The following is a 22059-nucleotide window of genomic DNA, read 5'->3' on the forward strand; positions in this document are numbered from 1 at the left end:
TGATGGCCAATCAACAACCAAACTCAGGTAACCCAAGAGTAGACATTGAATATAGACGCAAAAAAAGTGCAGAAGAGATGAAACATCAAGTTATCACATTTGCACTTATGATCTTCCTGACAATTGTTGCGTTCGTAGCAGCAGGTTATGAAGGTTTCTCTGGATGGTTTATTGTTCCATTCATCCTGATTCTTGCTCTCGTGCAAGTAATCTTTCAATTATATTATTTCATGCATATGAGTCACAAAGGTCATGAAGCACCTGCATTGTTCTTATATTCCGGAGCATTAGTCGGATTTATCACAATCATTGCTTTCTTGACTGTTATTTGGTGGTAGTATAAGAGAAAATCGGCTGATGGCCGGTTTTCTTTTTATGTAACGCAGCTTTGGCAATTAATAAGCATTTACTGAATTATTGAGATTGCAGGCTGAAAAGAGTATAATGATACTTGTCAATCTGGAAAGCAGAATATTCATGGCAGGATGCGTTTTTGGCAGTTTGAGCAATATTGAATGAGGTGAAAGCATGTCTTTAGAAATATTCGGTTTTCGTGCACTTTGGAGTCCATATTTCTTTTTATTTGTACTATTGATACTTGCAGGCTACTATATGATTACAATAAAGTACCGCGGAAAGTTCAAAAGTAGTGAGCCTTTAACTAGAAGGCAGGGAGTGTATTTTACAGTGGCGATGGCAGTGTTATATGCCATTAAGGGCTCCCCTGTTGATCTTATGGGTCATTTAATGTTTTATGCTCATATGATTCAAATGGCAATACTGTATCTAGTTGTTCCTCCTCTTGTTGTTATGGGAATCCCTCAGTGGGTGTGGAGAGCAGTGATTAATCATAAAGCTATTAAACCGGTATTCCGTCTTTTTACAAAGCCTTTAGTAGCAATAATCCTGTTTAATGGAGTATTTTCCATGTACCACATACCAGATGTTTTTGATGTGGTCAAAACGGATATGATGCTCCATACTGTGTATACATCTGCTCTATTCCTGCTTGCGATCTTTATGTGGTGGCCAACGATTAATGAGCTTCCTGAAATGGAGTCCCTTGACGGCCTGAGAAAGGTAGGATATGTTTTTGCCAATGGTGTTTTATTGACACCTGCGTGTGCACTGATCATATTTGCAGATACTCCAATGTACAACACATATTCTGATCCGAATGCCTGGGCGCAGGCCCTTCAGTTATGTGTCCCTTCTGCGACACTGGCAAGCCTGAACCTCAGCGGTCCTGAAATGTTTAACTCAATGTCACTTATACATGACCAGCAGCTTGGCGGAGTAATTATGAAGATCATTCAGGAAATTGTCTATGGCATCATCCTCGCACAAATCTTCTATGCATGGTATAAAAAGGAACAGGAAATTACACCTTCAGAGGAAGAACCATTGTTAAATCCGCATTTAGTAAAATAAATGGAAACTCCAGTGTGCAGCTGGAGTTTTTTTTATAAAAAAATGAGTTGCCTCTTTCTTATACCAGCAATGAAATCTATGCTTACTTATTGATAAATATTGAACATTTAAGGAACTTTTATTAAATGCCCTTACAGTTTGTTGAAAAAAACAGTGCACTCTACTAAAATTAACTTTGTAATAATCAATAACATGCTATTGAATTTCAAACCGATATTGGAGAGAGGAAGAATTTATGGAATACTCATTGCCTATACTGCCTACCATCAGCACGACTTTTATTGTGCTAAGTGCAATAACAGTTGCGATTGGCTGGGTTCAAATTAGCAAAAAGAAGCTTGAAGCTCATAAAAAAACAATGACTTTGGCTGCTGTGTTTGCTGTTATTTTCTTTATCATATATGCCAGCAGAACAGTTTTTATAGGAAATACTGCTTTTGGGGGCCCTGATGATATAAAAATTTATTATACGATTTTCTTAATTTTCCATATTACGCTTGCAACTGTAGGAGCAGTGTTAGGGATAATCTCATTATATACAGGCTATAAAAATAAATTGGCTGCCCATAGAAAGTTAGGCCCAGTTACCAGTGTGGTCTGGTTCTTTACTGGCATAACAGGTGTCGCAGTTTATCTGCTGCTGTATGTTTTCTATCACGGTGGAGAAACAACCTCCGTTATAAAGGCGATTTTGGGTACTTAATCGGTTAAGGATACCGCTATCTATTTAGCGGTATTTTTTATGCTCGAAATAATATCCGCTTCCCTATTTTAAAAGGACTTATTAAGTATATGGCGAATATTTATAATGATATATAATTGGGAGTGAGTTTGGTGTCGGTAAGAAAATTATCAGAGAATGAATATATAGAGGCCATGAAGCTTTCCATGTATGCCTTTCAGTACAATGTGCCTGAAGCTGAAATTCCAGCCCGGAAGGAACGATTAGAAAGTCATTCCATTTTTGGTATTTGGGAAGAGGAAAGTTTGGCTGCCAAGCTTCACATCATCCCCCTTAAAGTTCATATTAATGGATTTGAATGGGACATGGGAGGTGTTGCAGGTGTGGCAACATATCCTGAATTCAGAAGAAAAGGGTATGTAAGCAGACTGATTAAGCACGCTTTGGCCGAGATGAACAAAAAGAATCAGCTATTTTCATTTTTGCATCCTTTTAATATTTCTTTCTATCGGAAATACGGATGGGAGATATTCACCGAATATAAGAAAACAATTATTAACAGAATAGATTTAGTAATGGCAGGAAAATCTTCAGGGACCATTAAACGATATACTAAGAACCAGCACACAAAAACCATCGAAAAGATTTATAAAGAATATATGCTGAGGTATTCAGGCGGGCTTGTGAGAGACTCATATTGGTGGGAGAACTTTGTGTATTCTGACTACCAGATTGCTGTGTATTTTGACGAAGCAGGTGAAGGACAGGGCTATATATTATTTAAGGTAAAAGACAATAAAATGGATGTCGAAGAATTTGCAGCATTAAATCAGGATGCCAGAGTGAATTTATGGAATTTTATCTGTCAGCATGATTCGATGGTTGAGGAAGTAAAGATCATTACATCGGTACACGATCCATTTCCTTATTACCTGAATCAGCCTAATTTAAAAATGGAGGTTTTTCCGTACTTTATGGGGAGAATCGTCAATGCTGAAAAGTGTCTCGGCCAATATTCATTCAATGAAAATAGTGAAAATGTCTTTCTGCATATTGAGGATCACCATGCACCATGGAATAATGGAAGCTACTTAATTGCTGACGATGGTGTCAGGGTGTTTAAAGAGAAAGAAGGAAGCCAATGCACAAACCCTCCTGCACGAGGTCTGCATATGTCTATCAATGCTCTTTCAGCGATAATAATTGGCTATAAGAGGCCAATAGAGTTGTATGATCTAGGTGCAATAAAAGGTCCAAGAAATGATGCAGAAATACTTGAAAGAAAAACTCCTGTGCAAAAATCCTTTTTCTATGACTTTTTTTAAGGAAACTCAGTTGAGATGTATTCAGGAAAGAAAAAGCGTCCAGGCGGACGCTTTTTTGCATTTTCATTAAGTTTATATTTTAAAATTCATCTTAATAAGTCCTGCTTCTTTTGCGGAATTAAAGGCAATGACCAGTAATGGGCCAATTATGAAGCCCAGTATTCCAATGAGTTTCAGGCCAAGATACATCGCTATTAGCGTAGCAAGCGGAGATAACCCTATATGGGTGCCCATTACCTTTGGCTCAACTGTCCTGCGGATGATTAAAAGGACGGCTGCGAGAATGGCTAATTGTGTCCCCATAGCTAAATCTCCTGTCAATAAATGAAACAATGCCCACGGGCCAAGAATGACAATGGAGCCAATAATAGGGATAAAGTCAATAACCCAAATGATTATTGACATGATCAATGCCATTTCTGGATTGATGAATAATAATCCAATCAGGGAAACGATAAAGATAATCACACTTACTAGGAATTGAGCCTTGAAAAAGCCAAATCCGACATAAGAGAGCCGTGAGGTCATAAATTTGACTTTATCTGCAGTTCTTTCTGTAAGGTGATTATACAAACCTTTTCTTAATCGCGGAAGATCTATTAAAAACAAAAATAAGGCAATCAAATATACGATGAAACTGACAAGATAGTTCGGGATGTTTGTCAGAAGTGCTTTTAAGCTATCAATATTTACGTATGCGACAAGGTCATTCTTCGTTTTATTAAGGAAGGATTGAATCTGGTTGCTAATTTCAGCAACAAGGTCTTTAGGAAGGTCCTTGGCAGCATTGGAAAAGTCCGCTTCTGCCCTGAGCCATGCTTTTGTAATTTCATTAATGTACATAGGAGCATTTTCAACAAGTTTAATGGCTTCTGTTATCACTTTTGTCGTAATAAAGTAGCCTGATAATCCAATGAAGAGGACAAATCCCAGAAAAGTAATCAGCACGGATACTCTTCGGCTTATTTTTATTTTATTTTGCAGCAGTTTCACAGCTGGCTCCAGGATTAATGCCGTAAAAAATGCAACAATTAGCGGAACAGAAACAGGCAAAATGAAATAAAAAAGGACAGTTATAAGAATTACAGCAATCAATATTAATAAAAAACGTTTTGTGAAAATCGCAGACAAAATAAGTCCCCTTTCCCAATGTTGTTAACCATCAAAAGACCGTAACACTTTGATTATAGTATGCATTAAATATTATAAAAACTAAAAATAATTGGTTTGAAACTGAGAGATTATTGCCCGGAATATAATAAATCGTACAGAAAGAAGTGAAAGAAGGATGCATATTGATCATCTTGACTTCGAGACGATTCAGGCAGCCAGTGATATAATCTCCGCAATCGTAGAATCCAGTCTGCAGGAAAGAGAAAGCGTCATTCCGCTCAATCATAAAAGATTCACATTCTTTAAGAAAATAAAAGATCCGATCTCCATATCTTTTAGGAATACTGAAGTATATTTGAAGATCAAGATTAACTTAATAAAGGGAAAAAATATTTTGGAGGAAACTCTCCAGATTCAGAAAGAAATCAAAGATGAAATTGTTCATGTAACCGGACTGGAAGTTAAAAGAGTTGATCTCTCGATTAAAAAATTATACCTGCCTGAAACAGTCTTCCGGAGCACTGATTACTGAATTTTGAACTCATACAGCTAATGTAAAAAGACGCATGATGTACATGCGTCTTTTCCATGCAGAAAATACATTCATTAATCATAATGAAAAAGCAAAAATTACTCAGCGAATTGGTCAATCTCTGCTTTGATCTCACTTAGAATTTTCTCGCATTGACTTACTAATGATTTTGGGAAGCTTTCACCTTCACCGTATTCTATCCCATGCGGATAATAATGCTTGCCAAGCAGGGGAGTCATAATCTGGATGGTTGCTCTATGTGCTCCTACATCACCTTCAGCAGCATATCCAAATACACGAAGGTAAAAAACACCCTCTTTTAATTCGAACTTGCGGTCATATGTAACTCTTTCATAATCCCATTGCCCTTCACGGACAAGGCCGTGTGAAAGCATTACTTCATCTAAGCGGGTTAAGTCTGCTTTTTTATTTTCCAGACCTGTGTTTTCAAATTTCATTATTGTCCCTCCTGAAAACAATCCATGGTTCAGATGAACGATCCATGCATAATTTTAACAAGTTTATCTCAAATTTAATAATAGTAGAAAAAAGCGTAACATGCAACGGATTCATGCAAGAAAACATCCATATCTCAAAGAACGTTAGTTGAAAAGGAATTAATTTAGGACTGGCTGCCTTATGATAAGCAAATAGAATTCAGAGCTGCCAAACTGTGAAAGGGGAAGCGTCAATTGCAGAAATTCAAAACAATCATTATCTTCTTATTTCTTATATTTTTAACAGCAGATCCTGCGGGCGCTGCAGCAGATTACAGGGTTGAGCAAAAGGACACTCTTTGGGAAATTGCCCTAAGATTCCAGCAGGATTTACAAGATATTATTAATAGCAACCCCCAGATAGAAAACCCTGATTTAATTTTTCCAGGTGAAATTATTATCATTCCTGGCCATGGAAGGAAAAGAGCTATTCCTAAAATGGATGTGAATGAAAATGAGCTTATGGAGCTTGCCAACCAAAAACGAAAAGAATTAAGGTTAAAACCATTGTCTGTAGATTTGCATCTGAATGGTGCAGCAAAGAAAAAATCTTTTGACATGATGAAATTAGAATATGTTTCACATAATTCTCCTACGTATGGAAATCCTACAGAAATGTTAAGGAATCAGCAGATTTCTTTTCTGACCGTAAAGGAGAACATTGGGGCGGGCTATAAAACAGCTGATGAAATGTTTGCTGCCTGGATGAATTCCTTAGTCCACCGGGAAAATATTCTAAGCAAAAAGGCGACACATATTGGTGCTGGATATATTCAAGGAGGCTTGCACGGTCACTATTGGACCATATTCATTGTTGAGAAAAATGAAGGAGGATAAAAAATGGAAAAGATTCGTGATATTATGACCGGCCATGTTGAAAGCTGCTCTCTATTGGACAATGTCTATGAAGTGGCAGTTAAGATGAAAGAATTAAACGTAGGGGCTATCCCGATTGTGGATAACGAAAAGCTAGTAGGAATGATTACTGACCGGGATATTGTTCTCCGCTGTGTTGCAGAAAAACACCCTGCTTCATCCAAAGTAGAAGATATTATGAGCAGCCATTTAGTAACCGTTACCAGGGATACAGAGTCTCGGGAAGCAGCACGCTTGATGGCTGAACATCAGATTCGCAGGCTTCCTGTTGTGGAAGGTGACAAGCTTGTGGGAATCGTATCACTCGGAGACTTTGCCGTCCGTCATTTAACAGATGACCAGGCTGGCGAAGCACTTACTGATATTTCAAAACACGAAAGTGAAGCACATCATTAAGAGGACACCATTAGGGTGTTCTTTTTATTTTAAGTAAAACATTACATACAAGATGTTGTGAAAAGAATAGATAAACAATACACCTAATGGTATGATTAATAGTAAATATTGAGAGAATTTTATTCGGATTTCATTACTCAGTACACCCTGCATGTTATACTTTTAAATACATTGTAAGAGAGAAGGGAGGGACGGTTCTCTGCAGGCACTTTTTCGAATTTTAATATTAATTTCCATTTTTCTTGCAGTGGGCTTTTACATAGATATTGGACGTAATGAGAATGGGGAAATACTTGTCAATCAGGAAAATACACAGCCTGGTGCAGTTAAGGATATAAATAACAATGACAATAGTTTATCTTCCAATACAGGGTTTCCTGAAAAAGGTCTGGCATCACTAATGGGAAAATCCGCCGCGGGACTTAAAGAAAGTTTAGGAGCACCGTCCAGAATAGATCCTTCTTTTTATGGTTACGATTGGTGGATTTATAATAAAAGCAGCACTGAGTATATTCAGGCTGGGGTAAGTAAAAATAAAGTGGTTAGTTTGTTTGCGACAGGTGAAGATGCAGACATTTATCCTTTCAAAATAGGACAGCCCATCGGTGAATTATATGCTTCCGTCTTTTTTGAAACAGATTTCAACTTAAAAGTAAAAGATAGCTCATATCGTTTCGAATTGTCTGAAGATGACCTCAATACAAGGCCCTTGGTTATGATTGGAGAATATTATGCACAGCTGAATATAGATAGATTTACAGGGACACTCTCCAGTGTGAGGGTAATGGATGCAGCCGCCTTAATTAAGCTTCGTCCGTATGAAATGGTTTACCGCGGTGAATTGTTGGAGCCCCCACAGCCATCTCCTGCTTTTGAGGAGGATGTAGAGAGAGCGAAAGAGAAGCAAATTTTTGACCTTACAAATATTATAAGGGTCAGACATCATTTACAGCCGCTGATATGGGATGATATGACTGCAGCCGCAGCTTTTGGCCATAGTAAAGATATGTATGAAAGCAATGACTTTTCGCATACTTCTAAAACTTATGGCGATTTGGCAGACCGGCTCGAAGCTGAAGGAGTCTCATTTGAGGCTGCAGGGGAAAACATAGCTGCAAATTATACAGATGCCCCCGCTGTCGTTGAAGGATGGCTTAACAGCAAAGGCCATCGGGATAGTCTGCTGAACGAAGAATTTACCCATCTTGGAGTTGGAGTTTATAAAAAGCATTATACGCAAAACTTTATAAAAAAAGCTGATGGAGAACCCTGAAATTAAAAAAGAGCCTAAGTAGGCTCTTTTTTTGCTCTAGCATTTCGAATACGGCCAACATGAAAGAAGTCATCTTTCCAATTTCCATATAGGTGAACTGCATCGCCAATTTTCACAGAAGGGATTATGGTATTTTTCATTAAAGGGGTGATTTTTTTTAAATTGGATTGCGTGCTGCTCTTTGTTTGGATGGTCAGCTCAAGAACATGAACATAGCGGCTGTAATTATAGCGCTGCCTGTTTTCGCTGATTTGGACGACTTCACCCGATATTATGGCCTCTTCAGGAACATTTTGTAAACTTGCCCACTTCTCATAACCCTCACGCATTTCCTTTTTTGTCAGCCAAAAAAAATAAAGGCAGATTATTGGTATAACGATAGCGGTGACCATCTTCCCACCTGCTTTTAATTATTAACGTTTTTCTTTTTGATGATAAAAAAGCTGCCTGTTGCCTGTGCAATTTTTCTTCCATCCGAACGGAGTACATCTGCAGATAATACCATGCTTTTTGTGCCCTTATGATCAATCGTCGCTCTGCATGTCACGTATTCCCCTTTACCAACTGCAAGATAATGAATGTTTAACTGTGTCGTAACAGCCCCAAAGCCTTCCGGTAGCAGTGAAGATGCAAGTGTTCCCATGGCAGAGTCAATAATGGTTGCGGTTATTCCCCCATGGACAATGCCAAGCGGATTATTAACTATCTGACTTAAAGGAACAGTCAGAATGCATTCATCCTCAGTTATTTGCCGTTCCATATGAAGAAGTCCCCCGATATAGGAACTGTTTTGACCGGTCTGTCTTTTATGAAAACCTGAAAGCAGGGACTCTAAAGCGTTTAATTCTTCCTCAGTTGCATTCTTGGTGCACTGATCAAATAATTCCATAAGATCTCTATTCATTATAATTCACCTTTCGATAACTTTCTGCATTCATATATTATCATTAATGGCAGAATTTTTGAATTTATTTTAATGACTGAATAGAGCAGGCATTTCATTCACCTTTTCCATTCACTGTCATATGGTATTATAGGCATTTGTATCAGAACGAGGTGATATGGCATGACCAAAACGAAACTTCATCCCTCCGTCGATAAGTTTAAAGAGTTTGTTAAACAGAATCCGCGAATCATCAAGGAAGTCAGGGCTGGAAATACAACCTGGCAGGAATTATATGAGGATTGGTATTTGCTTGGGGAAGAAGATTCAAGGTGGGATTCCTATAGAGAAAACAAAGAAGAAGCACAAAAGCCAGAAGAGAAAAAAAGTGACTGGATGGGCAGTATTATGGGGACTCTTAAGCAAATGGATACGAATCAAATGCAGGGGTACATCAGTAATCTCAGCCAGGCGCTTTCAGCAGTACAGGGTGTTATTTCCCAATTCCAGGGCGGTGGCCAGAAACCATCGGGAGGCTCAAAGCCAAGTGTGACTAAACCAAGCAGCCCTTTTACATTTAAAAAGGATTAAGGGGTTAAAAAGATGAGAAAAGATATTGTCGAGTATCTTGAACAAAAAAAGGAACTAAAGCAATTTATCCGTGAGCAGCCTCATTGGTATAGAACACTAAGCAGAAATCCAAATGAAATTCAATCTCTTGAAGTTGCCGCGCTGCATTATTACAAAAAAACGATTCCCCACCAAGTTGAAAAGTTTACTAATGGTGTGCAAATGGCTTCCATGATGATGAGCATGTTTCAGGCTATGAATTCTCAATCCAGTTAGGAAGCTTTCTCGTAACCGAGAGAGCTTTTTATTGGTTCTGTCCAGCTTTTAAAGCCATTGACTTCTCGAGGGTGGGCAAGGCGCTTTCGCTATAATAATTAAAGAGTAAAAATTAGCTGCGGGGCAAACACTATCTTTATGAAATGGTTACGGATGCCATCATAAGGAGTGTAAAATAATGAAAAGGCAAAAATGCATCTTTTTATCTCTGGTTATTTTTTTACTTGCAGCATGTCAGAAAGATTTACCAGAACCAGAAACAAAAATGGAAGCCATTCCAGTAAAAGAAGTTGAAGCAGCATCGCTTATGCCTCTTTCAGGTGTGGAAAGCGCAGCCAAAGATCCCTTTTTTGTCAGGCACCAGGTGAAAGGAAGAGACATTTTCGTTGAATGCATTGTGCAGGACGTTTCCTTTAGGAAACAAAGCAGCAAAGAAAAGGGAAAAATTCTGCTGTATGTGAACGGAAAGAAGAAGGATGAAATCCATTCAGCTGCTTTTATAGTAAAAGGACTTCCATCAGGCAAACATCGAATTGGACTGGAGCTCATAAAAGGCAACAGTGCTGAGGCATCTTCAAAAAGAGAGTTTATTGTAGTGATCCCTTAGTTTACTTGCTTTAGCTTTAAACCGTTTCATGATAAAATAAGAAACGGAGGTGAGCTGTTTTGCTTGCTACATTAGAAAGAATGGCTATTTTGGACAAAGCTGACGAACTTGCAGCGATGATTACAGAATCTGAAGAAGCGGAACATTACCGCAAAAGTTTATATAAATTAAAGAACAGCCGTGAAACACAAAGGAAGATTCAGGACTTTGTCAAAATGAAAGAACTGTATGAAGAAGTTCAGCGATTTGGCAAATATCATCCCGAATACAAAATGGTGATGATGTCCATAAGGGAGCTAAAGCGTGACATGGATATGGATGCCCATGTGGCAGAGTTCAGAAGAGCCGAAACGGGCCTGCAAAACCTGCTCGATGAGGTAAGCATGCTGATAGGGCGTTCTGTCTCTGAACATATTAAGGTTCCTGCCGGCAATCCCTTCTTTGAATCAAGCTGCGGAGGCGGCTGCGGTTCTGGAGGCAGCTGTGGGTGTTCTGCTTAAAAAAACCAGCATATGCTGGTTTTTGTTTTGAATTAATGCACAGTTTGAACCTTCCCATTGAAAACTGTCATTTTTCTATGCTAGACTAAATAAAACAAACGATCGCTGAAGGGGAAAACTATATGCTTGGTCAAAGGCAAGGAATAATTGTATGGCTTTATTCATTAAAACAGGCGAAAATGTTAAGAAGATTTGGAAATGTACATTATGTTTCAAAACGGCTGAAATATGTAGTGCTATATTGTGATCTTGCCGATACGGAAACAATTATGGAGAAGATAAATTCCTATTCTTTTGTTAAAAAAGTGGAGCCATCCTATAAGCCGTACCTTAAAACGGAATTTGAAAATTCCAAACCGGACAAGGCTAAAGAATATGATTATAAGATGGGAATCTAAAAAGGCGTGAGCATAAGCTCATGCCTTTTTGTAAAATCTTTTATTGCAGTGGTGCAATATAGTGATTAAGCCTTAAGATCCCAATCAAATACTGAAAATATAATTCCTTTTCATTAAAGATAACAGATGGTTTTACTGTCAGCTGAATAATTTCCTTATTCAGGTTTTCCGCAGCATCCGCGAATAATTCATATCGTTTATTTGGTGCTGCCTTTGGATTCGGTATTCCTTCCCGGCATAAATATATAGGCTGAAATCCGCCAGGGTCTGTCGGCTTCAGTATGACTGCCAGGGAAGTCACTTCTTTATTATCAATGCTCGTATGGAAAGCAGCCATGTGGGACAAACGATGCTTATTTCCACGGGCGATTTCAATTAATTCATAAATATCAGAGTATCCTTCACCAATTTCTATAAAACGCTGTATCAAATTAGAACCCCCTTAAAACTCTTAGCATTCACTTCTTAAAAATAAAATACATTTTGTCCATCCATACTTTATCATTTTCAGCATAAAAATAGAAGTAGCACCTAAAAAGCAGAGGGGAGAGTGATTGAATGCTTTACCTTTTTCTTTCGATGACATTTCTTCTATGGGCAGCATACTTAGTAAAATCGGATATTTCTGCTATTGAAAAAAGGGATATTCATCATATGAATGGTTTTATTGTGGTCTCCATCATCGCAGCACTCAGTGCAAAAGGGATGCTGGCAGCAGCAAATAATATGGATGTCTTTTCCCTGACCCTTGGCGAACTTGAAGAATTTATATCGTCACAAGGTGTATCGTTTAATGATTGGGCATCTACCTGTATGAGTATTGGGGATATGAGCTGTATTTTAGATCATGGTATGGACTTTGACTTTGCATAAAATGTACTTAGGAATGCGGCGAAGAAATTTTATGATCATATTATCACCGTTGTTCATGAAAAACTCTATCCGGGCATAAAAGATGAAATTTCATACAAATTATACAAAATAAATGTGACGGATGACCTTCCCTTTGGTATTGTTAGGTTAAAAGAAATTGATTAAGAGGGCATAGCAATGTGGAAGGCATCTTTATTTATTTTTTTAATTTTGTCTGGAATTATTTCAGGCATGCTGTTTTGGCAGTGGCAGGCTTATTCTGAGCATGCGATTGCCTTGGAGAGTTCCGAGGCTATTACACAGGAAATCACAGTAGAAACACGTTTAAAGGAACTTAAAATCACTCAAAAGATAAACGGACTCATGGCACATGAAGAATATAGGCTTGTTATTCCCGACACTCTATTTAAATGGAAATGCAAGAATGGAACGGGAGAAGCCTGTGATTCAGCAGACGAAAATCCTTTTACCTTTTTTTCTTCTGATGATCAGATGATATTTGAATATGCTGTACCGATAAATGAAAGAAATAAAGCATTATTGTTAACAAATTGGTTTGTGAAAATTCCCGGCAAAAAGGCTGAAGGCTTGTCCATAACTCTTACGGATTCTTTCAAAAGAGAGGGTTCATGGGCTGCGGGAATCCGGCTAAAAGCCCGAAAGAAATTAGACCATATTGATTATTATTATTTCGAGGGCAGAGGGGATGTTCCAACACTTTACTGGCAGCAAAAACCGCTGTTGAAGAAAGCTATTAACAACGCAGAGGTATACTCAGAAGACATACAGGCAGCCAGCTTAAATTTCCAAAAACTAAATGACATTGGGAATTTTCCATTCTTGACGATTATCTTTACTGATCAATATCCTGAATATAAGGATGAAAATATCCTTATTGCATCTTCTCGTACTGAGGCCAAAATGCTGGAAAGGGATATTATTACATTGCAGTTTCAAAGAAAGTTTGCAGAAAACACTCAAATGTGGATAATCGATGTTTTAACCTCAGGCTTATTAGATATGAATCCCATTTCATCGAAAGGAAGCGCAGCACTGCAGGAATTGCAGGGCGAGCTAACCGAAGATGAGCTGAAAGCCTTTCTTATGAAAGCAATAAAGGTGAATTCTTTGAATGCAGAAAAACTGGACAAGCTCTTAAGTGATGTGAAAGGTCTTAATACACATTTTTTCACGATGAATACCAAAGGCGATGCTCCAGTTGTTCCTCTGTATTTTCAGAAAGAAAAAAAACTATTGGTGTCTGGTGCTGAGAAAGCAAGCATTGATTTAATCTATAGGGATGGAAAGAGGCTTCTTCCGTTTGCAGTGACGATGAAGGCATTAGGTTATGAGGTTAAGTTCCTATCCAGTGAGGAAACGATGCTTTTGTCAAAGGGGAATAACATTTATCGGTTTTATTTAAATAAAAATGTTTTTATTTATAATGAAGAAGACTATGGACTGCTTGAAAATCCATTAACCAATCAAAACGGAACCGTATTTATGGAATTTCAATGGTTTAAATCTCTCTTCGGAGTCTCTGCTGAAGATAAAGAAGGCGAGATTCAGCTGAATTCCGAACCGGGCTAAATAAATTCAAAATAAAAAGCCCTGCAGATAACTGCAGGGTCCTTCTATATCCTTTTCAGGATAGAAGGCAAAGGGAGAGGAGAAACCGGAGGAAGAACTTATGGGGAAACGTAAGTCTTCTCCGCGGTTGGCAACAACATCCTCGAATAGATGCTGTTAATTACATTATTTCCACAATCCTCACCAATATACACTTCATGTTATATTTTTTTCGGATGATGATTCCGCTTACAATTTGCCGGGTGGCTACCATTTGTAAGATATGGTAGGATAGGATAGAAAAAAGCAGTTTTCCCTTCTCAGCAGGCAGGGAAATTGAAATTTTGCAGGTTAGCGGTGATAGTATGCGAGTGGTATCAGGAACAAGAAAAGGGAAAATATTGAAAGCTGTTCCGGGCAGTTCAACCCGTCCGACTACTGATAAAGTAAAAGAAGCTATTTTTAATATAATTGGGCCGTATTTCGACGGGGGCTATGGGCTTGATCTATTTGCGGGCAGCGGCGGTCTTGGCATCGAAGCCCTCAGCAGAGGAGCAGACAAGGTCATTTTTGTGGATAGGGACGGAAAGGCCATCCAAACCATCCATGAAAATATTCGGACATGCGGTTTTGAAGAAAAGGTGGAAGTATATCGAAATGATGCGGATCGTGCCATTAAGGCAATATTAAAAAGAGATCTTGTTTTCGATTATATATTTCTCGATCCGCCTTATCGCAAGCAGCAGCTTCTTAAGCTTCTGAACGTTATTGATGAGAATGATTTGCTTTCGGGTCAGGGAACGATTCTATGCGAACATGGTTCTGATGTAGAGCTCCCTGATACAGTGGGGAGACTGGTTCAGCGGAAACAGGAAAATTACGGGATAATATCTATCTCTATTTACAGCTGGGCTTAATAATACATACTTAGAATGCTTATGGAAAACGATACATAATAAGAACATGACAGGGGGATATCAATGGGCGGCATCGCGGTTTGTCCAGGCAGCTTCGATCCAATAACTTATGGCCATCTGGATATTATTAAGAGGGCGGCAAAGGTATTTGAACAGGTTTATGTAGTTGTATTGAATAACTCTTCAAAAAAACCTCTTTTCACTGTTGAAGAAAGAATTCAGCTGATAGAAGAAGTTACAAGGGATATTAAAAATGTTAAAGTAGATTCGTTTCAGGGGCTGCTGATGGATTATGCAAAATCTGTTAATGCGAATGCTGTCATCCGAGGCTTGCGGGCTGTTTCTGATTTTGAATATGAAATGCAGATAACATCCATGAACAGAGTCTTGAATGATGAAGTGGAAACCTTTTTTATCATGACTAATAATCAGTATTCGTTCTTAAGTTCAAGCATTGTGAAAGAAGTCGCAAAATATAACGGGGACATATCAGAACTCGTTCCTGACACTGTAGAAAAAGCTCTTAAGAACAAGTTTAGCTAAACATAAAGCGGGGTGTCTTACCCGCAGATTGTACTTTGAATAATATAAAACGGGTGACCGATTGATAGGTACCCGTTTTTTGTTATCTCTTGTCCAAGCGCCTTGCGAGCATAAAGGTATAAACAGAAAGTGCAAGTATGGTTATAAGCGGTCCTGAAGCGGCTATTCCATCAAATAATTTTCCGAAAAATGAATTATTCTCAAAAAACCCGACCGGTATGGCATTGGATGGCTGCTCCGTATTGTAAAACCGTTCATAAATTGGCTGCCAAAGGATGAATGCATAAAAGGCAGCTGCAAAGCCATGAACGATTCTTGCAAAAAAGAAAGGCTTGAAATTAATATCAGTTTGGGCCAGGATGCTTGCAACCTGAGCCTGTACGCTGAAGCCGCTGAATGCGAGTATAAAGCTGACAATAATGACCTGCTGCATTAATGTTGCCTGCTGAACCTGGCTTGTCATCTGGCTGCCAAGTGTTATTTCAAATAAGCCTGAAATGAATGGGATGCTCAATTCTGCTGGCAGACTGAATATTGACAATACAGCTTCTATGCCTTTAGCAAGGAATGCCGTGATTCCAAGATGATATAGAAGTTTGTTAATAACAGAGAATAATATGATAAATCCGCCTATCATCAAAAGTGTTTGGATGGATGACATGACTGCATCCCCAAGAAGCTTGCCTATCGGGCGATTATCTTTTATTCTTGTCCGATGAAGAGCTGATAAGGCTGCCCGTAAAGATGGTTTTGATGTCTTTGCGCCAGGGGGAGACTGTCTGGTTTTTTTTCCGTAGAACCTCATTAATAAACCGACGGTAATATTGCCGAGATAGTGAGCCAGGGCCAATATTACCCCAAGCTTGGCATTATTAAAAAAACCAACTGATACAGCACCGAAGATAAACAAAGGATTTGAACAATTAGTAAAAGAAACCAGGCGCTCTGCTTCTGTTTTTGAGAGCTGTCCTTCCTGCCGCAGTCTTGCGGTCAGTTTGGCGCCGGCTGGATAGCCTGAAGCCATTCCCATTGCCCAAACAAACCCTCCAACTCCAGGTACTCTGAATAAAGGTCTCATCAAAGGTTCAAGGAGTACCCCAATGAATTTTACTACACCGAAGCCGATCAGCATTTCTGATACAATGAAGAAGGGCAGCAATGAGGGAAACACAATTTCCCACCACATATTTAATCCCCTGATTGATGCATCAACCGATTCCTGGGGAAAGGAAATTAATGAGATGGCCATTAAGGTTACAGAGAGTGCAAGAGTAACCGTTTTTAATTTGGAACGAAACACGGACAAGCCTCCCTCAAGTTGTACTGACTGTGAAATGATTTTAAACAATGATAAAATAAAGAAGCGTTTGAAGATATATTTTCTCTGGCCTTTTTCATTTAATGTTAAGGGTATACAAGGGTCAAATTTTTGCTGTAAAGTCTTGTCCCCATATAACTCAATATACTCATAGAAGTTTAAAATAGACCATAGAATTAGGTACAGGCAAATGTGAATTTTCAGCTGAAGATTTTTATTGTATGCTTCTTTTGGAAATAAAAAGAATAGAATAACTTAAAGGCAAAGTTCGGCCATTGGCGTTTTGAGGGGGGAGTCTTTTGCAGCGACCGAAAATAGGTTTGGCACTTGGTTCGGGAGGAGCTCGGGGATTCGCCCACCTCGGTGCCATCAAGGTCTTGAAGGAAGCCGGCATACCGATTGATTATATTGCCGGCAGCAGCATGGGTGCCATGGTAGGCTGCTTTTATGGGGCTGGGCTTGATGCTGACCGTTTATATAAGCTTTCCAAGGCTTTTAAAAGGAAGTATTATTTAGATTTCACCGTGCCTAAAATGGGTTTTATTGCAGGGAAACGAGTAAAGGAACTCATCCGTATATTTACCCATGGAAAAAATCTTGAGGACCTCGATATTCCTGTCAATGTTGTGGCTACTGATTTAATGACTGGAGAAAAGGTTGTTTTTAAGAGCGGCCCGATTTCTGATGCTGTAAGGGCAAGCATTTCCATCCCGGGCATATTTGTGCCTGAAAAATTAAATGGACGCCTTTTAGTGGACGGAGGAGTAGTGGACAGGGTTCCTGTGTCTGTTGTTAAAGAAATGGGGGCTGATATTATCATCGCAATCGATGTCTCACATGTCAAAACGAATGCCGAAATAACTTCAATCTATGACATTATTATGCAAAGTCTGGATATCATGCAGATGGAGCTGGTTACTCACCGGGAAATAGCTTCTGATTTTATGATCAGGCCCCGGGTCGAGATGTATAGTTCCCGTGCATTTACCAATATTGAAGAAATCATCAAAATCGGCGAAGAGGAAGCAAAAAAGCATATTGACAGTATTTATCATTACATAACTAAATGGAAGGAGCATCCTGATAGATGAGAAGCAAGTTTTATACCCGTTCCTTCTTGGTTCTGGCTGTTATTCTTCTGGTCAGTTCGTTTTATTATCTGCCTTACTATGTATCAAAGCCAGGTATGGCTAAAGAGCTGGAACCAATTATTGAGGTTGAAAACGGCAATGATGAACAGGGCAGTTTTATGCTGACGACTGTAAGAATGGGCCGGGCTAACATATATGCATACGTAGCTGCTAAATTCAGCAAGTATCAGGAACTATATCCTGAAGAAGAAATACGTTCCGAAAATGAAACAGAAGAAGAATATAATGTACGGCAGCTGCATCTTATGGCAACTTCCAAAGTGGCTGCTATTGAAACTGCCTATAAAAAAGCTGGTATACCTATTCATTACCATTATAATGGCGTATATGTCCTTAATGTGCTGCCTGATATGCCTGCTCACGGCAAACTGCAGGCTGGTGACCGCATTTTTAAAGTGGGCGGCAAGGAGTTCAAGTCCTCTGATGAATTTATCAGCATGGTATCAAATAAACAGGAAGGCAGTGAAATAACATTAACCTTTGAACGCCAGGATAAGACTAAGGAAACGTCGATTCCTTTAAAGACACTTAAAGAAACAGGAAAGCCGGGCGTGGGAATCACCCTGGTCGATGACAAAGAAATAGAGGTCGAACCAGCCGTGAATATTGACAGTAAAGAAATTGGCGGCCCATCAGCCGGGCTGATGTTTTCACTTGAGATTTACAATCAGCTTATAAAAGAAGATTTGACTGGAGGCTATAAAATAGCTGGAACCGGAACTATTAATTCGGAAGGGACAGTCGGAAGAATAGGAGGCATCGAGCAAAAAATAGTGGCCGCTGACAAAGCCGGAGCAGAAATCTTCCTTGCCCCTAATGAAAAAGGAGCAGAAGACTCAAATTATGTAGCCGCTGTTGCAACAGCCAGGGATATCAAGACTGATATGAAAATTATTCCTGTGGACACTTTTGATGATGCGGTTGAATATTTAAGGAACCTGGATTAATTGGAACATGCACCAATCAATGAAAAGCCAGCGGCAATTAAGAAATGCCGCTGGCTTTTCATTTTTATAAACTGACAAACTCTGCTGTCAGTTTATAAAATTATATAGTTAATGATTTAATCAACCATAATAGGCGGCTGATTAAATTCTTTCTGCATTAGATTTTGGTCCCGAGCACCCTCTATACCCATTGCATATACCCGGGAAGCTTTGATATCCAAATGCAGCTTTTGTGCATTATGTGAAGAAATTCTTGAAATCAGCGGCAGTTTTAAGTCGGATTTATGCCTGTTTAAATACTTTCTGCCGTTCTTGGACATCCCCAAAAGATGCAAATATTTCGCTTTTAATGGTTTATTGGGCATCTCTGATTTTTCTGTATTCGTGAGGATATGTACACAAGCCCGCTGAAGCCTTGTCCAGGTGTACCTCTTCGTTTTAATTTTTTCCATAAACTGCTGAAAACTTTCTGCCTGGAGTGCTGCTGATAGAAATCTATGCTCAAGGCCTTCCTCCATTTCATAAATGCCTCTTAACTTTTCTGGCTGAAGATGGACCAGACGGAATTTTAAAAAAGGCCAGTATTGTTCCCATTGGTGAAATCCGCCAAACTCTTTTTTATAGTGGAGTAAACCCTGATATGTAGTTTCAGGAACATATTGGCGAATGCATTCAATCTCTCCATTCTCGGAAAAAAGTGCTTTTCTGATGCTTGTCGCACTTGCTATGGAATCTGAAGCAAATTGTTCATCATGGTAACCTGCGCTTTTTCTTGCAATTGTAAAAAGCTCCATCGATGAATTTTGTCTTCTGGCTGATTTTAAATATTGAAAGCCAAGAATATTATTTGGTTTTGAAAGGTCTACCAATTCACCTTGGGGGTTCAGGTCCAGGAACGCCATGGATGTTGCTTTTGGATAGCTGAAGCCTGCATCCAGATGCACTCTGACCTTTTCCTGATAATCGGCATTATGTTCCTCCAGAAAAGATAGCGTTTGGTGAAAGCTTTCCATATTACCGGATTCACTTCCGAAACAAAGGCTCCTGCAGCCGGCAGCTTCTAAAATGGATACAGCGCCGCTGGCAAAAATATCTGCCTGCTGAACTGCAAACTGGTATGGAAGCTCAAACACAATGTCTGCACCAGCTCTTAGCGCCATTTCTGCACGCTTCCATTTGGAAACTAATGCAGGTTCTCCCCTTTGCAGAAAGTTGCCGCTCATGACAGCAATGATGGTTTCTGCACCTGAGAATTCTTTTGCCTGCTCCAAATGAAAGGCATGGCCATTATGAAAAGGGTTATATTCTACAATTACACCTGTTGCATTCATATTGACATACTCCTCGAAAAGGTTTAAAAAGAAATGTATTGGAAAAAGTATTAAGAAACAAAATCTAAAAATCCTGCAAAAACTTTTTTACTAAAGAAGCCTTCAATAGTAGGATATTAGCTACATTATAGTGTAAAGAAAAAATATTGACAAATAATTATAGGAAGGCTATAATTACCTTTGTTGCCTTGGGGTGATTCGTATGAAATGGACTTTAAGTCAGTTACAAAAATATCGAAGCAAGGATTTTCCCATTGATGAAACTGTCAATGTTGATGAGGTCATGAAACTGAATCCGGAAATACGCGGTGCATCACCAATGCATGTGACGGGCCGTGCGGATATCGATTCTGCCAAAGTGACTTTTCATTTAAATATAAAGGGTCATTTAATACTGCCTTGTTCTCGTACTTTAGTTGACGTAAATTATCCAATTAATGTTGAAACAACCGAAACTTTCCTCTTAAAAGGTCTTGATTATGAGACTGAAGAGGAGGTTCACCAGGTAAAAGGGGATGTGATTGATTTAAATCCGATCCTTCATGAAATCCTTTTACTCGAAGTCCCAATGCAAGTTTTCTGCGAAGACAGCAGTGAAGAAGGAGCTCCTCAATCCGGCAAGGATTGGGAGGTCATTCAGGAGCAGGATAAACAGGATAAAGTAGATCCTCGTCTTGCCGGACTTGCTCAATTTTTTGATCAGAATGATCCTTCTTCCGATTCATAACGGAAGAAAAACAAGAAGCACTTGAAGACACCAGCTTGCTCTGGCCTTCATAACTTTCTTAATGGGTGTGTCCAATTCCTATGGACATCCTCTAATACTCTTTAAGGAGGTGGGAAGAATGGCTGTACCTTTTAGAAGAACATCTAAAACTGCGAAGAGAAAACGTCGTACCCATTTTAAATTACAGGTTCCTGGTATGGTAGAATGCCCAAACTGTGGTGAAATGAAACTTGCTCACCGCGTTTGCAAAGCTTGCGGAACTTACAAAGGAAAAGAAGTAGTTAACGACTAATCCTTTAGATATAAAGCACAAGAACTTAGTTCTTGTGCTTTTGTCGTTTTTTTGGCATTGATTTGGCTCATCGATAAGTACAAGTCTATGAGTATTTTTGCTAATATTAAAAATAGTTTAACCAAATACAAGGAGGCAGCCATGAACCCTTACATAATTGAAGAATTCGAGAATGGACTTTTAGTATTTAAGATTAACAGGCCTGAGAAAAGAAATGCCATAAGCTATGAAGTTATGGATGGTCTTGAGATCTCACTCCGTAAAGCAGGAGAGAAATCAGTTAAGGCACTTGCGATTACCGGTGAGGGAGGCCGTGCTTTTTGCTCAGGAGGTGATCTATCTTCCTTTCACAGCTTAAAGACTGAACATGAAGCATTTGGAATGTTAAGCAGAATGGCTAGTCTTTTAAAAAAAATACTATTTCTTCCAAAACCAACTATTGCCATATTGAATGGAACAGCTGTCGGCGGCGGCTGTGAGCTGGCTGCTGCATGTGATTACCGGATTGCCAATGCAGGAATAAAAGCCGGTTTTATCCAGGGAACCTTAGCCATAACAACCGGATGGGGCGGCGGTTCCATCATTATGGAAAAGATGCTTCCTGCCAATGCCCTAAGAATGCTGATGGAAGCAAAATTATATTCTGATAAGGAATTAAAAGAATTAGGTTTCATACATTCTGTCATAAAAGGGGATCCAATCGACGGGTGCAGGAGCTTTCTGGAAGAAATGCTCAGGCTTGAGAGTGAGGTTTTGGAAGCTTATAAAGACCTTCTTGTAAAAAAGTGGACTGCTGCTGGCTTAGAAGAGAGAATCGATCAAGAAGTGCGTCGCTGTTCGGTTTTATGGGAGGGAGAAGCGCACCATAATAAAGTTGACAGTTTCCTGAATAAGCGCTAAGCATATTCTTCCGATATAGACAATAACCCATTAATTTCCTGATGATGAATAAAGTTACACTTTATAATATGATATCAGTCTATCTTTTCTAGCATTGGCATATGTATAAAGAAAAACACTAGGAGGGATACA

Annotated in this window: 29 protein-coding genes; 22 read left to right on the forward strand and 7 right to left on the reverse strand. The window is 39.1% G+C overall.

Annotated features, from left to right (window positions below):
* Nucleotides 1–2: 2 nt before the first annotated feature.
* The 4 genes from ctaF to ACXAD1_RS07110 all read left to right on the forward strand — a co-directional run bounded on the left by ctaF (nucleotide 3) and on the right by ACXAD1_RS07110 (nucleotide 3438).
* The gene (ctaF, locus tag ACXAD1_RS07095) at nucleotides 3–338 is read left to right on the forward strand and encodes a cytochrome c oxidase subunit IVB (protein WP_206836034.1); all 336 of its coding nucleotides are present in this window, start codon (nucleotides 3–5) and stop codon (nucleotides 336–338) included.
* Nucleotides 339–528: 190 nt separating this feature from the next.
* Nucleotides 529–1431, forward strand: coding sequence for a cytochrome c oxidase assembly factor CtaG (gene ctaG, locus ACXAD1_RS07100; RefSeq protein ID WP_206836037.1), 903 nt, complete (start codon nucleotides 529–531; stop codon nucleotides 1429–1431).
* Between the two features lie 235 nt (nucleotides 1432–1666).
* Nucleotides 1667–2134: a DUF420 domain-containing protein gene (locus ACXAD1_RS07105; protein ID WP_206836040.1), complete on the forward strand. Its 468-nt coding sequence runs from the start codon at nucleotides 1667–1669 to the stop codon at nucleotides 2132–2134.
* Between the two features lie 131 nt (nucleotides 2135–2265).
* Nucleotides 2266–3438, forward strand: a complete 1173-nt coding sequence (locus tag ACXAD1_RS07110) for a GNAT family N-acetyltransferase (RefSeq protein WP_474909727.1) — start codon at nucleotides 2266–2268, stop codon at nucleotides 3436–3438.
* Nucleotides 3439–3510: 72 nt separating this feature from the next.
* Here the strand turns inward: ACXAD1_RS07110 and ytvI are convergent, their stop codons facing one another.
* Nucleotides 3511–4569: a sporulation integral membrane protein YtvI gene (ytvI, locus tag ACXAD1_RS07115; protein WP_206836046.1), complete on the reverse strand. Its 1059-nt coding sequence runs from the start codon at nucleotides 4567–4569 to the stop codon at nucleotides 3511–3513.
* Nucleotides 4570–4726: 157 nt separating this feature from the next.
* Between ytvI and ACXAD1_RS07120 the strand changes: the two genes are divergently transcribed.
* The gene (locus ACXAD1_RS07120) at nucleotides 4727–5083 is read left to right on the forward strand and encodes an Asp23/Gls24 family envelope stress response protein (RefSeq protein WP_244671069.1); all 357 of its coding nucleotides are present in this window, start codon (nucleotides 4727–4729) and stop codon (nucleotides 5081–5083) included.
* 98 nt (nucleotides 5084–5181) lie between these two features.
* Here the strand turns inward: ACXAD1_RS07120 and ACXAD1_RS07125 are convergent, their stop codons facing one another.
* On the reverse strand, nucleotides 5182–5541 hold the full coding sequence (locus tag ACXAD1_RS07125) for a YugN family protein (protein WP_206836047.1): 360 nt from the start codon (nucleotides 5539–5541) through the stop codon (nucleotides 5182–5184).
* A 234-nt stretch (nucleotides 5542–5775) separates the two neighbouring features.
* Here ACXAD1_RS07125 and ACXAD1_RS07130 point away from each other — a divergent pair, with 234 nt between their 5' ends.
* From ACXAD1_RS07130 to ACXAD1_RS07140, 3 genes are all read left to right on the forward strand, one after another.
* The gene (locus ACXAD1_RS07130; protein WP_474909728.1) at nucleotides 5776–6417 is read left to right on the forward strand and encodes a CAP domain-containing protein; all 642 of its coding nucleotides are present in this window, start codon (nucleotides 5776–5778) and stop codon (nucleotides 6415–6417) included.
* 3 nt (nucleotides 6418–6420) lie between these two features.
* On the forward strand, nucleotides 6421–6852 hold the full coding sequence (locus ACXAD1_RS07135) for a CBS domain-containing protein (RefSeq protein WP_370225100.1): 432 nt from the start codon (nucleotides 6421–6423) through the stop codon (nucleotides 6850–6852).
* Between the two features lie 247 nt (nucleotides 6853–7099).
* Nucleotides 7100–8125: a CAP domain-containing protein gene (locus ACXAD1_RS07140; protein ID WP_370225098.1), complete on the forward strand. Its 1026-nt coding sequence runs from the start codon at nucleotides 7100–7102 to the stop codon at nucleotides 8123–8125.
* Nucleotides 8126–8139: 14 nt separating this feature from the next.
* Here ACXAD1_RS07140 and ACXAD1_RS07145 read toward each other — a convergent pair whose 3' ends face one another.
* Both ACXAD1_RS07145 and ACXAD1_RS07150 read right to left on the reverse strand, forming a co-directional pair.
* A complete protein-coding gene (locus tag ACXAD1_RS07145) occupies nucleotides 8140–8517 on the reverse strand; it encodes a hypothetical protein (protein WP_474909729.1) in 378 nt (125 codons plus the stop codon).
* Between the two features lie 14 nt (nucleotides 8518–8531).
* Nucleotides 8532–9029 carry a PaaI family thioesterase gene (locus tag ACXAD1_RS07150; protein WP_474909730.1) on the reverse strand — a complete coding sequence of 166 codons (498 nt, stop codon included), beginning with the start codon at nucleotides 9027–9029 and terminating at the stop codon, nucleotides 8532–8534.
* 162 nt (nucleotides 9030–9191) lie between these two features.
* Between ACXAD1_RS07150 and ACXAD1_RS07155 the strand changes: the two genes are divergently transcribed.
* The 5 genes from ACXAD1_RS07155 to ACXAD1_RS07175 all read left to right on the forward strand — a co-directional run bounded on the left by ACXAD1_RS07155 (nucleotide 9192) and on the right by ACXAD1_RS07175 (nucleotide 11359).
* Nucleotides 9192–9599 (forward strand): YlbD family protein, encoded by a 408-nt coding sequence (locus ACXAD1_RS07155; protein ID WP_206836059.1) that lies wholly within the window; start codon nucleotides 9192–9194, stop codon nucleotides 9597–9599.
* 12 nt (nucleotides 9600–9611) lie between these two features.
* Complete coding sequence (locus ACXAD1_RS07160; RefSeq protein ID WP_009330929.1) at nucleotides 9612–9854, forward strand: YlbE-like family protein; 243 nt, start codon at nucleotides 9612–9614, stop codon at nucleotides 9852–9854.
* A gap of 178 nt (nucleotides 9855–10032) precedes the next feature.
* A complete protein-coding gene (locus ACXAD1_RS07165) occupies nucleotides 10033–10461 on the forward strand; it encodes a hypothetical protein (RefSeq protein ID WP_474909731.1) in 429 nt (142 codons plus the stop codon).
* A gap of 59 nt (nucleotides 10462–10520) precedes the next feature.
* A complete protein-coding gene (locus ACXAD1_RS07170) occupies nucleotides 10521–10961 on the forward strand; it encodes a YlbF/YmcA family competence regulator (RefSeq protein WP_206836065.1) in 441 nt (146 codons plus the stop codon).
* A 122-nt stretch (nucleotides 10962–11083) separates the two neighbouring features.
* A complete protein-coding gene (locus ACXAD1_RS07175) occupies nucleotides 11084–11359 on the forward strand; it encodes a YlbG family protein (protein WP_474909732.1) in 276 nt (91 codons plus the stop codon).
* Nucleotides 11360–11399: 40 nt separating this feature from the next.
* On the opposite strand, the gene ACXAD1_RS07180 is transcribed toward ACXAD1_RS07175, so the two are convergent.
* A complete protein-coding gene (locus tag ACXAD1_RS07180) occupies nucleotides 11400–11789 on the reverse strand; it encodes a DUF7147 family protein (protein ID WP_370225094.1) in 390 nt (129 codons plus the stop codon).
* Nucleotides 11790–11917: 128 nt separating this feature from the next.
* Between ACXAD1_RS07180 and ACXAD1_RS07185 the strand changes: the two genes are divergently transcribed.
* The 4 genes from ACXAD1_RS07185 (at nucleotide 11918) to coaD (ending at nucleotide 15261) form a co-directional block, all read left to right on the forward strand.
* On the forward strand, nucleotides 11918–12232 hold the full coding sequence (locus ACXAD1_RS07185) for a hypothetical protein (protein WP_206836071.1): 315 nt from the start codon (nucleotides 11918–11920) through the stop codon (nucleotides 12230–12232).
* A 177-nt stretch (nucleotides 12233–12409) separates the two neighbouring features.
* Nucleotides 12410–13822, forward strand: a complete 1413-nt coding sequence (locus ACXAD1_RS07190) for a stalk domain-containing protein (RefSeq protein ID WP_474909733.1) — start codon at nucleotides 12410–12412, stop codon at nucleotides 13820–13822.
* Between the two features lie 344 nt (nucleotides 13823–14166).
* Nucleotides 14167–14718 carry a 16S rRNA (guanine(966)-N(2))-methyltransferase RsmD gene (gene rsmD / locus ACXAD1_RS07195; protein ID WP_206836077.1) on the forward strand — a complete coding sequence of 184 codons (552 nt, stop codon included), beginning with the start codon at nucleotides 14167–14169 and terminating at the stop codon, nucleotides 14716–14718.
* Nucleotides 14719–14781: 63 nt separating this feature from the next.
* Complete coding sequence (gene coaD / locus ACXAD1_RS07200) at nucleotides 14782–15261, forward strand: pantetheine-phosphate adenylyltransferase (RefSeq protein ID WP_206836079.1); 480 nt, start codon at nucleotides 14782–14784, stop codon at nucleotides 15259–15261.
* 82 nt (nucleotides 15262–15343) lie between these two features.
* On the opposite strand, the gene ylbJ is transcribed toward coaD, so the two are convergent.
* Nucleotides 15344–16561: a sporulation integral membrane protein YlbJ gene (gene ylbJ, locus ACXAD1_RS07205; protein WP_206836083.1), complete on the reverse strand. Its 1218-nt coding sequence runs from the start codon at nucleotides 16559–16561 to the stop codon at nucleotides 15344–15346.
* 317 nt (nucleotides 16562–16878) lie between these two features.
* Here ylbJ and ACXAD1_RS07210 point away from each other — a divergent pair, with 317 nt between their 5' ends.
* Nucleotides 16879–17670 (forward strand): patatin-like phospholipase family protein, encoded by a 792-nt coding sequence (locus ACXAD1_RS07210; RefSeq protein ID WP_206836086.1) that lies wholly within the window; start codon nucleotides 16879–16881, stop codon nucleotides 17668–17670.
* Nucleotides 17667–18677, forward strand: a complete 1011-nt coding sequence (locus ACXAD1_RS07215) for a SepM family pheromone-processing serine protease (protein ID WP_206836090.1) — start codon at nucleotides 17667–17669, stop codon at nucleotides 18675–18677. The genes ACXAD1_RS07210 and ACXAD1_RS07215 overlap by 4 nt, the downstream gene beginning before the upstream one ends.
* A 116-nt stretch (nucleotides 18678–18793) precedes the next feature.
* Here the strand turns inward: ACXAD1_RS07215 and ACXAD1_RS07220 are convergent, their stop codons facing one another.
* Complete coding sequence (locus tag ACXAD1_RS07220) at nucleotides 18794–20008, reverse strand: nucleotidyltransferase (protein ID WP_206836092.1); 1215 nt, start codon at nucleotides 20006–20008, stop codon at nucleotides 18794–18796.
* 202 nt (nucleotides 20009–20210) lie between these two features.
* Here ACXAD1_RS07220 and ACXAD1_RS07225 point away from each other — a divergent pair, with 202 nt between their 5' ends.
* The 3 genes from ACXAD1_RS07225 to ACXAD1_RS07235 all read left to right on the forward strand — a co-directional run bounded on the left by ACXAD1_RS07225 (nucleotide 20211) and on the right by ACXAD1_RS07235 (nucleotide 21927).
* Nucleotides 20211–20735: a YceD family protein gene (locus tag ACXAD1_RS07225; protein WP_206836095.1), complete on the forward strand. Its 525-nt coding sequence runs from the start codon at nucleotides 20211–20213 to the stop codon at nucleotides 20733–20735.
* Nucleotides 20736–20853: 118 nt separating this feature from the next.
* On the forward strand, nucleotides 20854–21027 hold the full coding sequence (rpmF, locus tag ACXAD1_RS07230; protein ID WP_009791160.1) for a 50S ribosomal protein L32: 174 nt from the start codon (nucleotides 20854–20856) through the stop codon (nucleotides 21025–21027).
* A gap of 141 nt (nucleotides 21028–21168) precedes the next feature.
* A complete protein-coding gene (locus ACXAD1_RS07235) occupies nucleotides 21169–21927 on the forward strand; it encodes an enoyl-CoA hydratase/isomerase family protein (protein ID WP_206836097.1) in 759 nt (252 codons plus the stop codon).
* Nucleotides 21928–22059 lie beyond the last annotated feature (132 nt).

The sequence above is a fragment of the Cytobacillus sp. ABV4_503 genome (assembly GCF_056158445.1).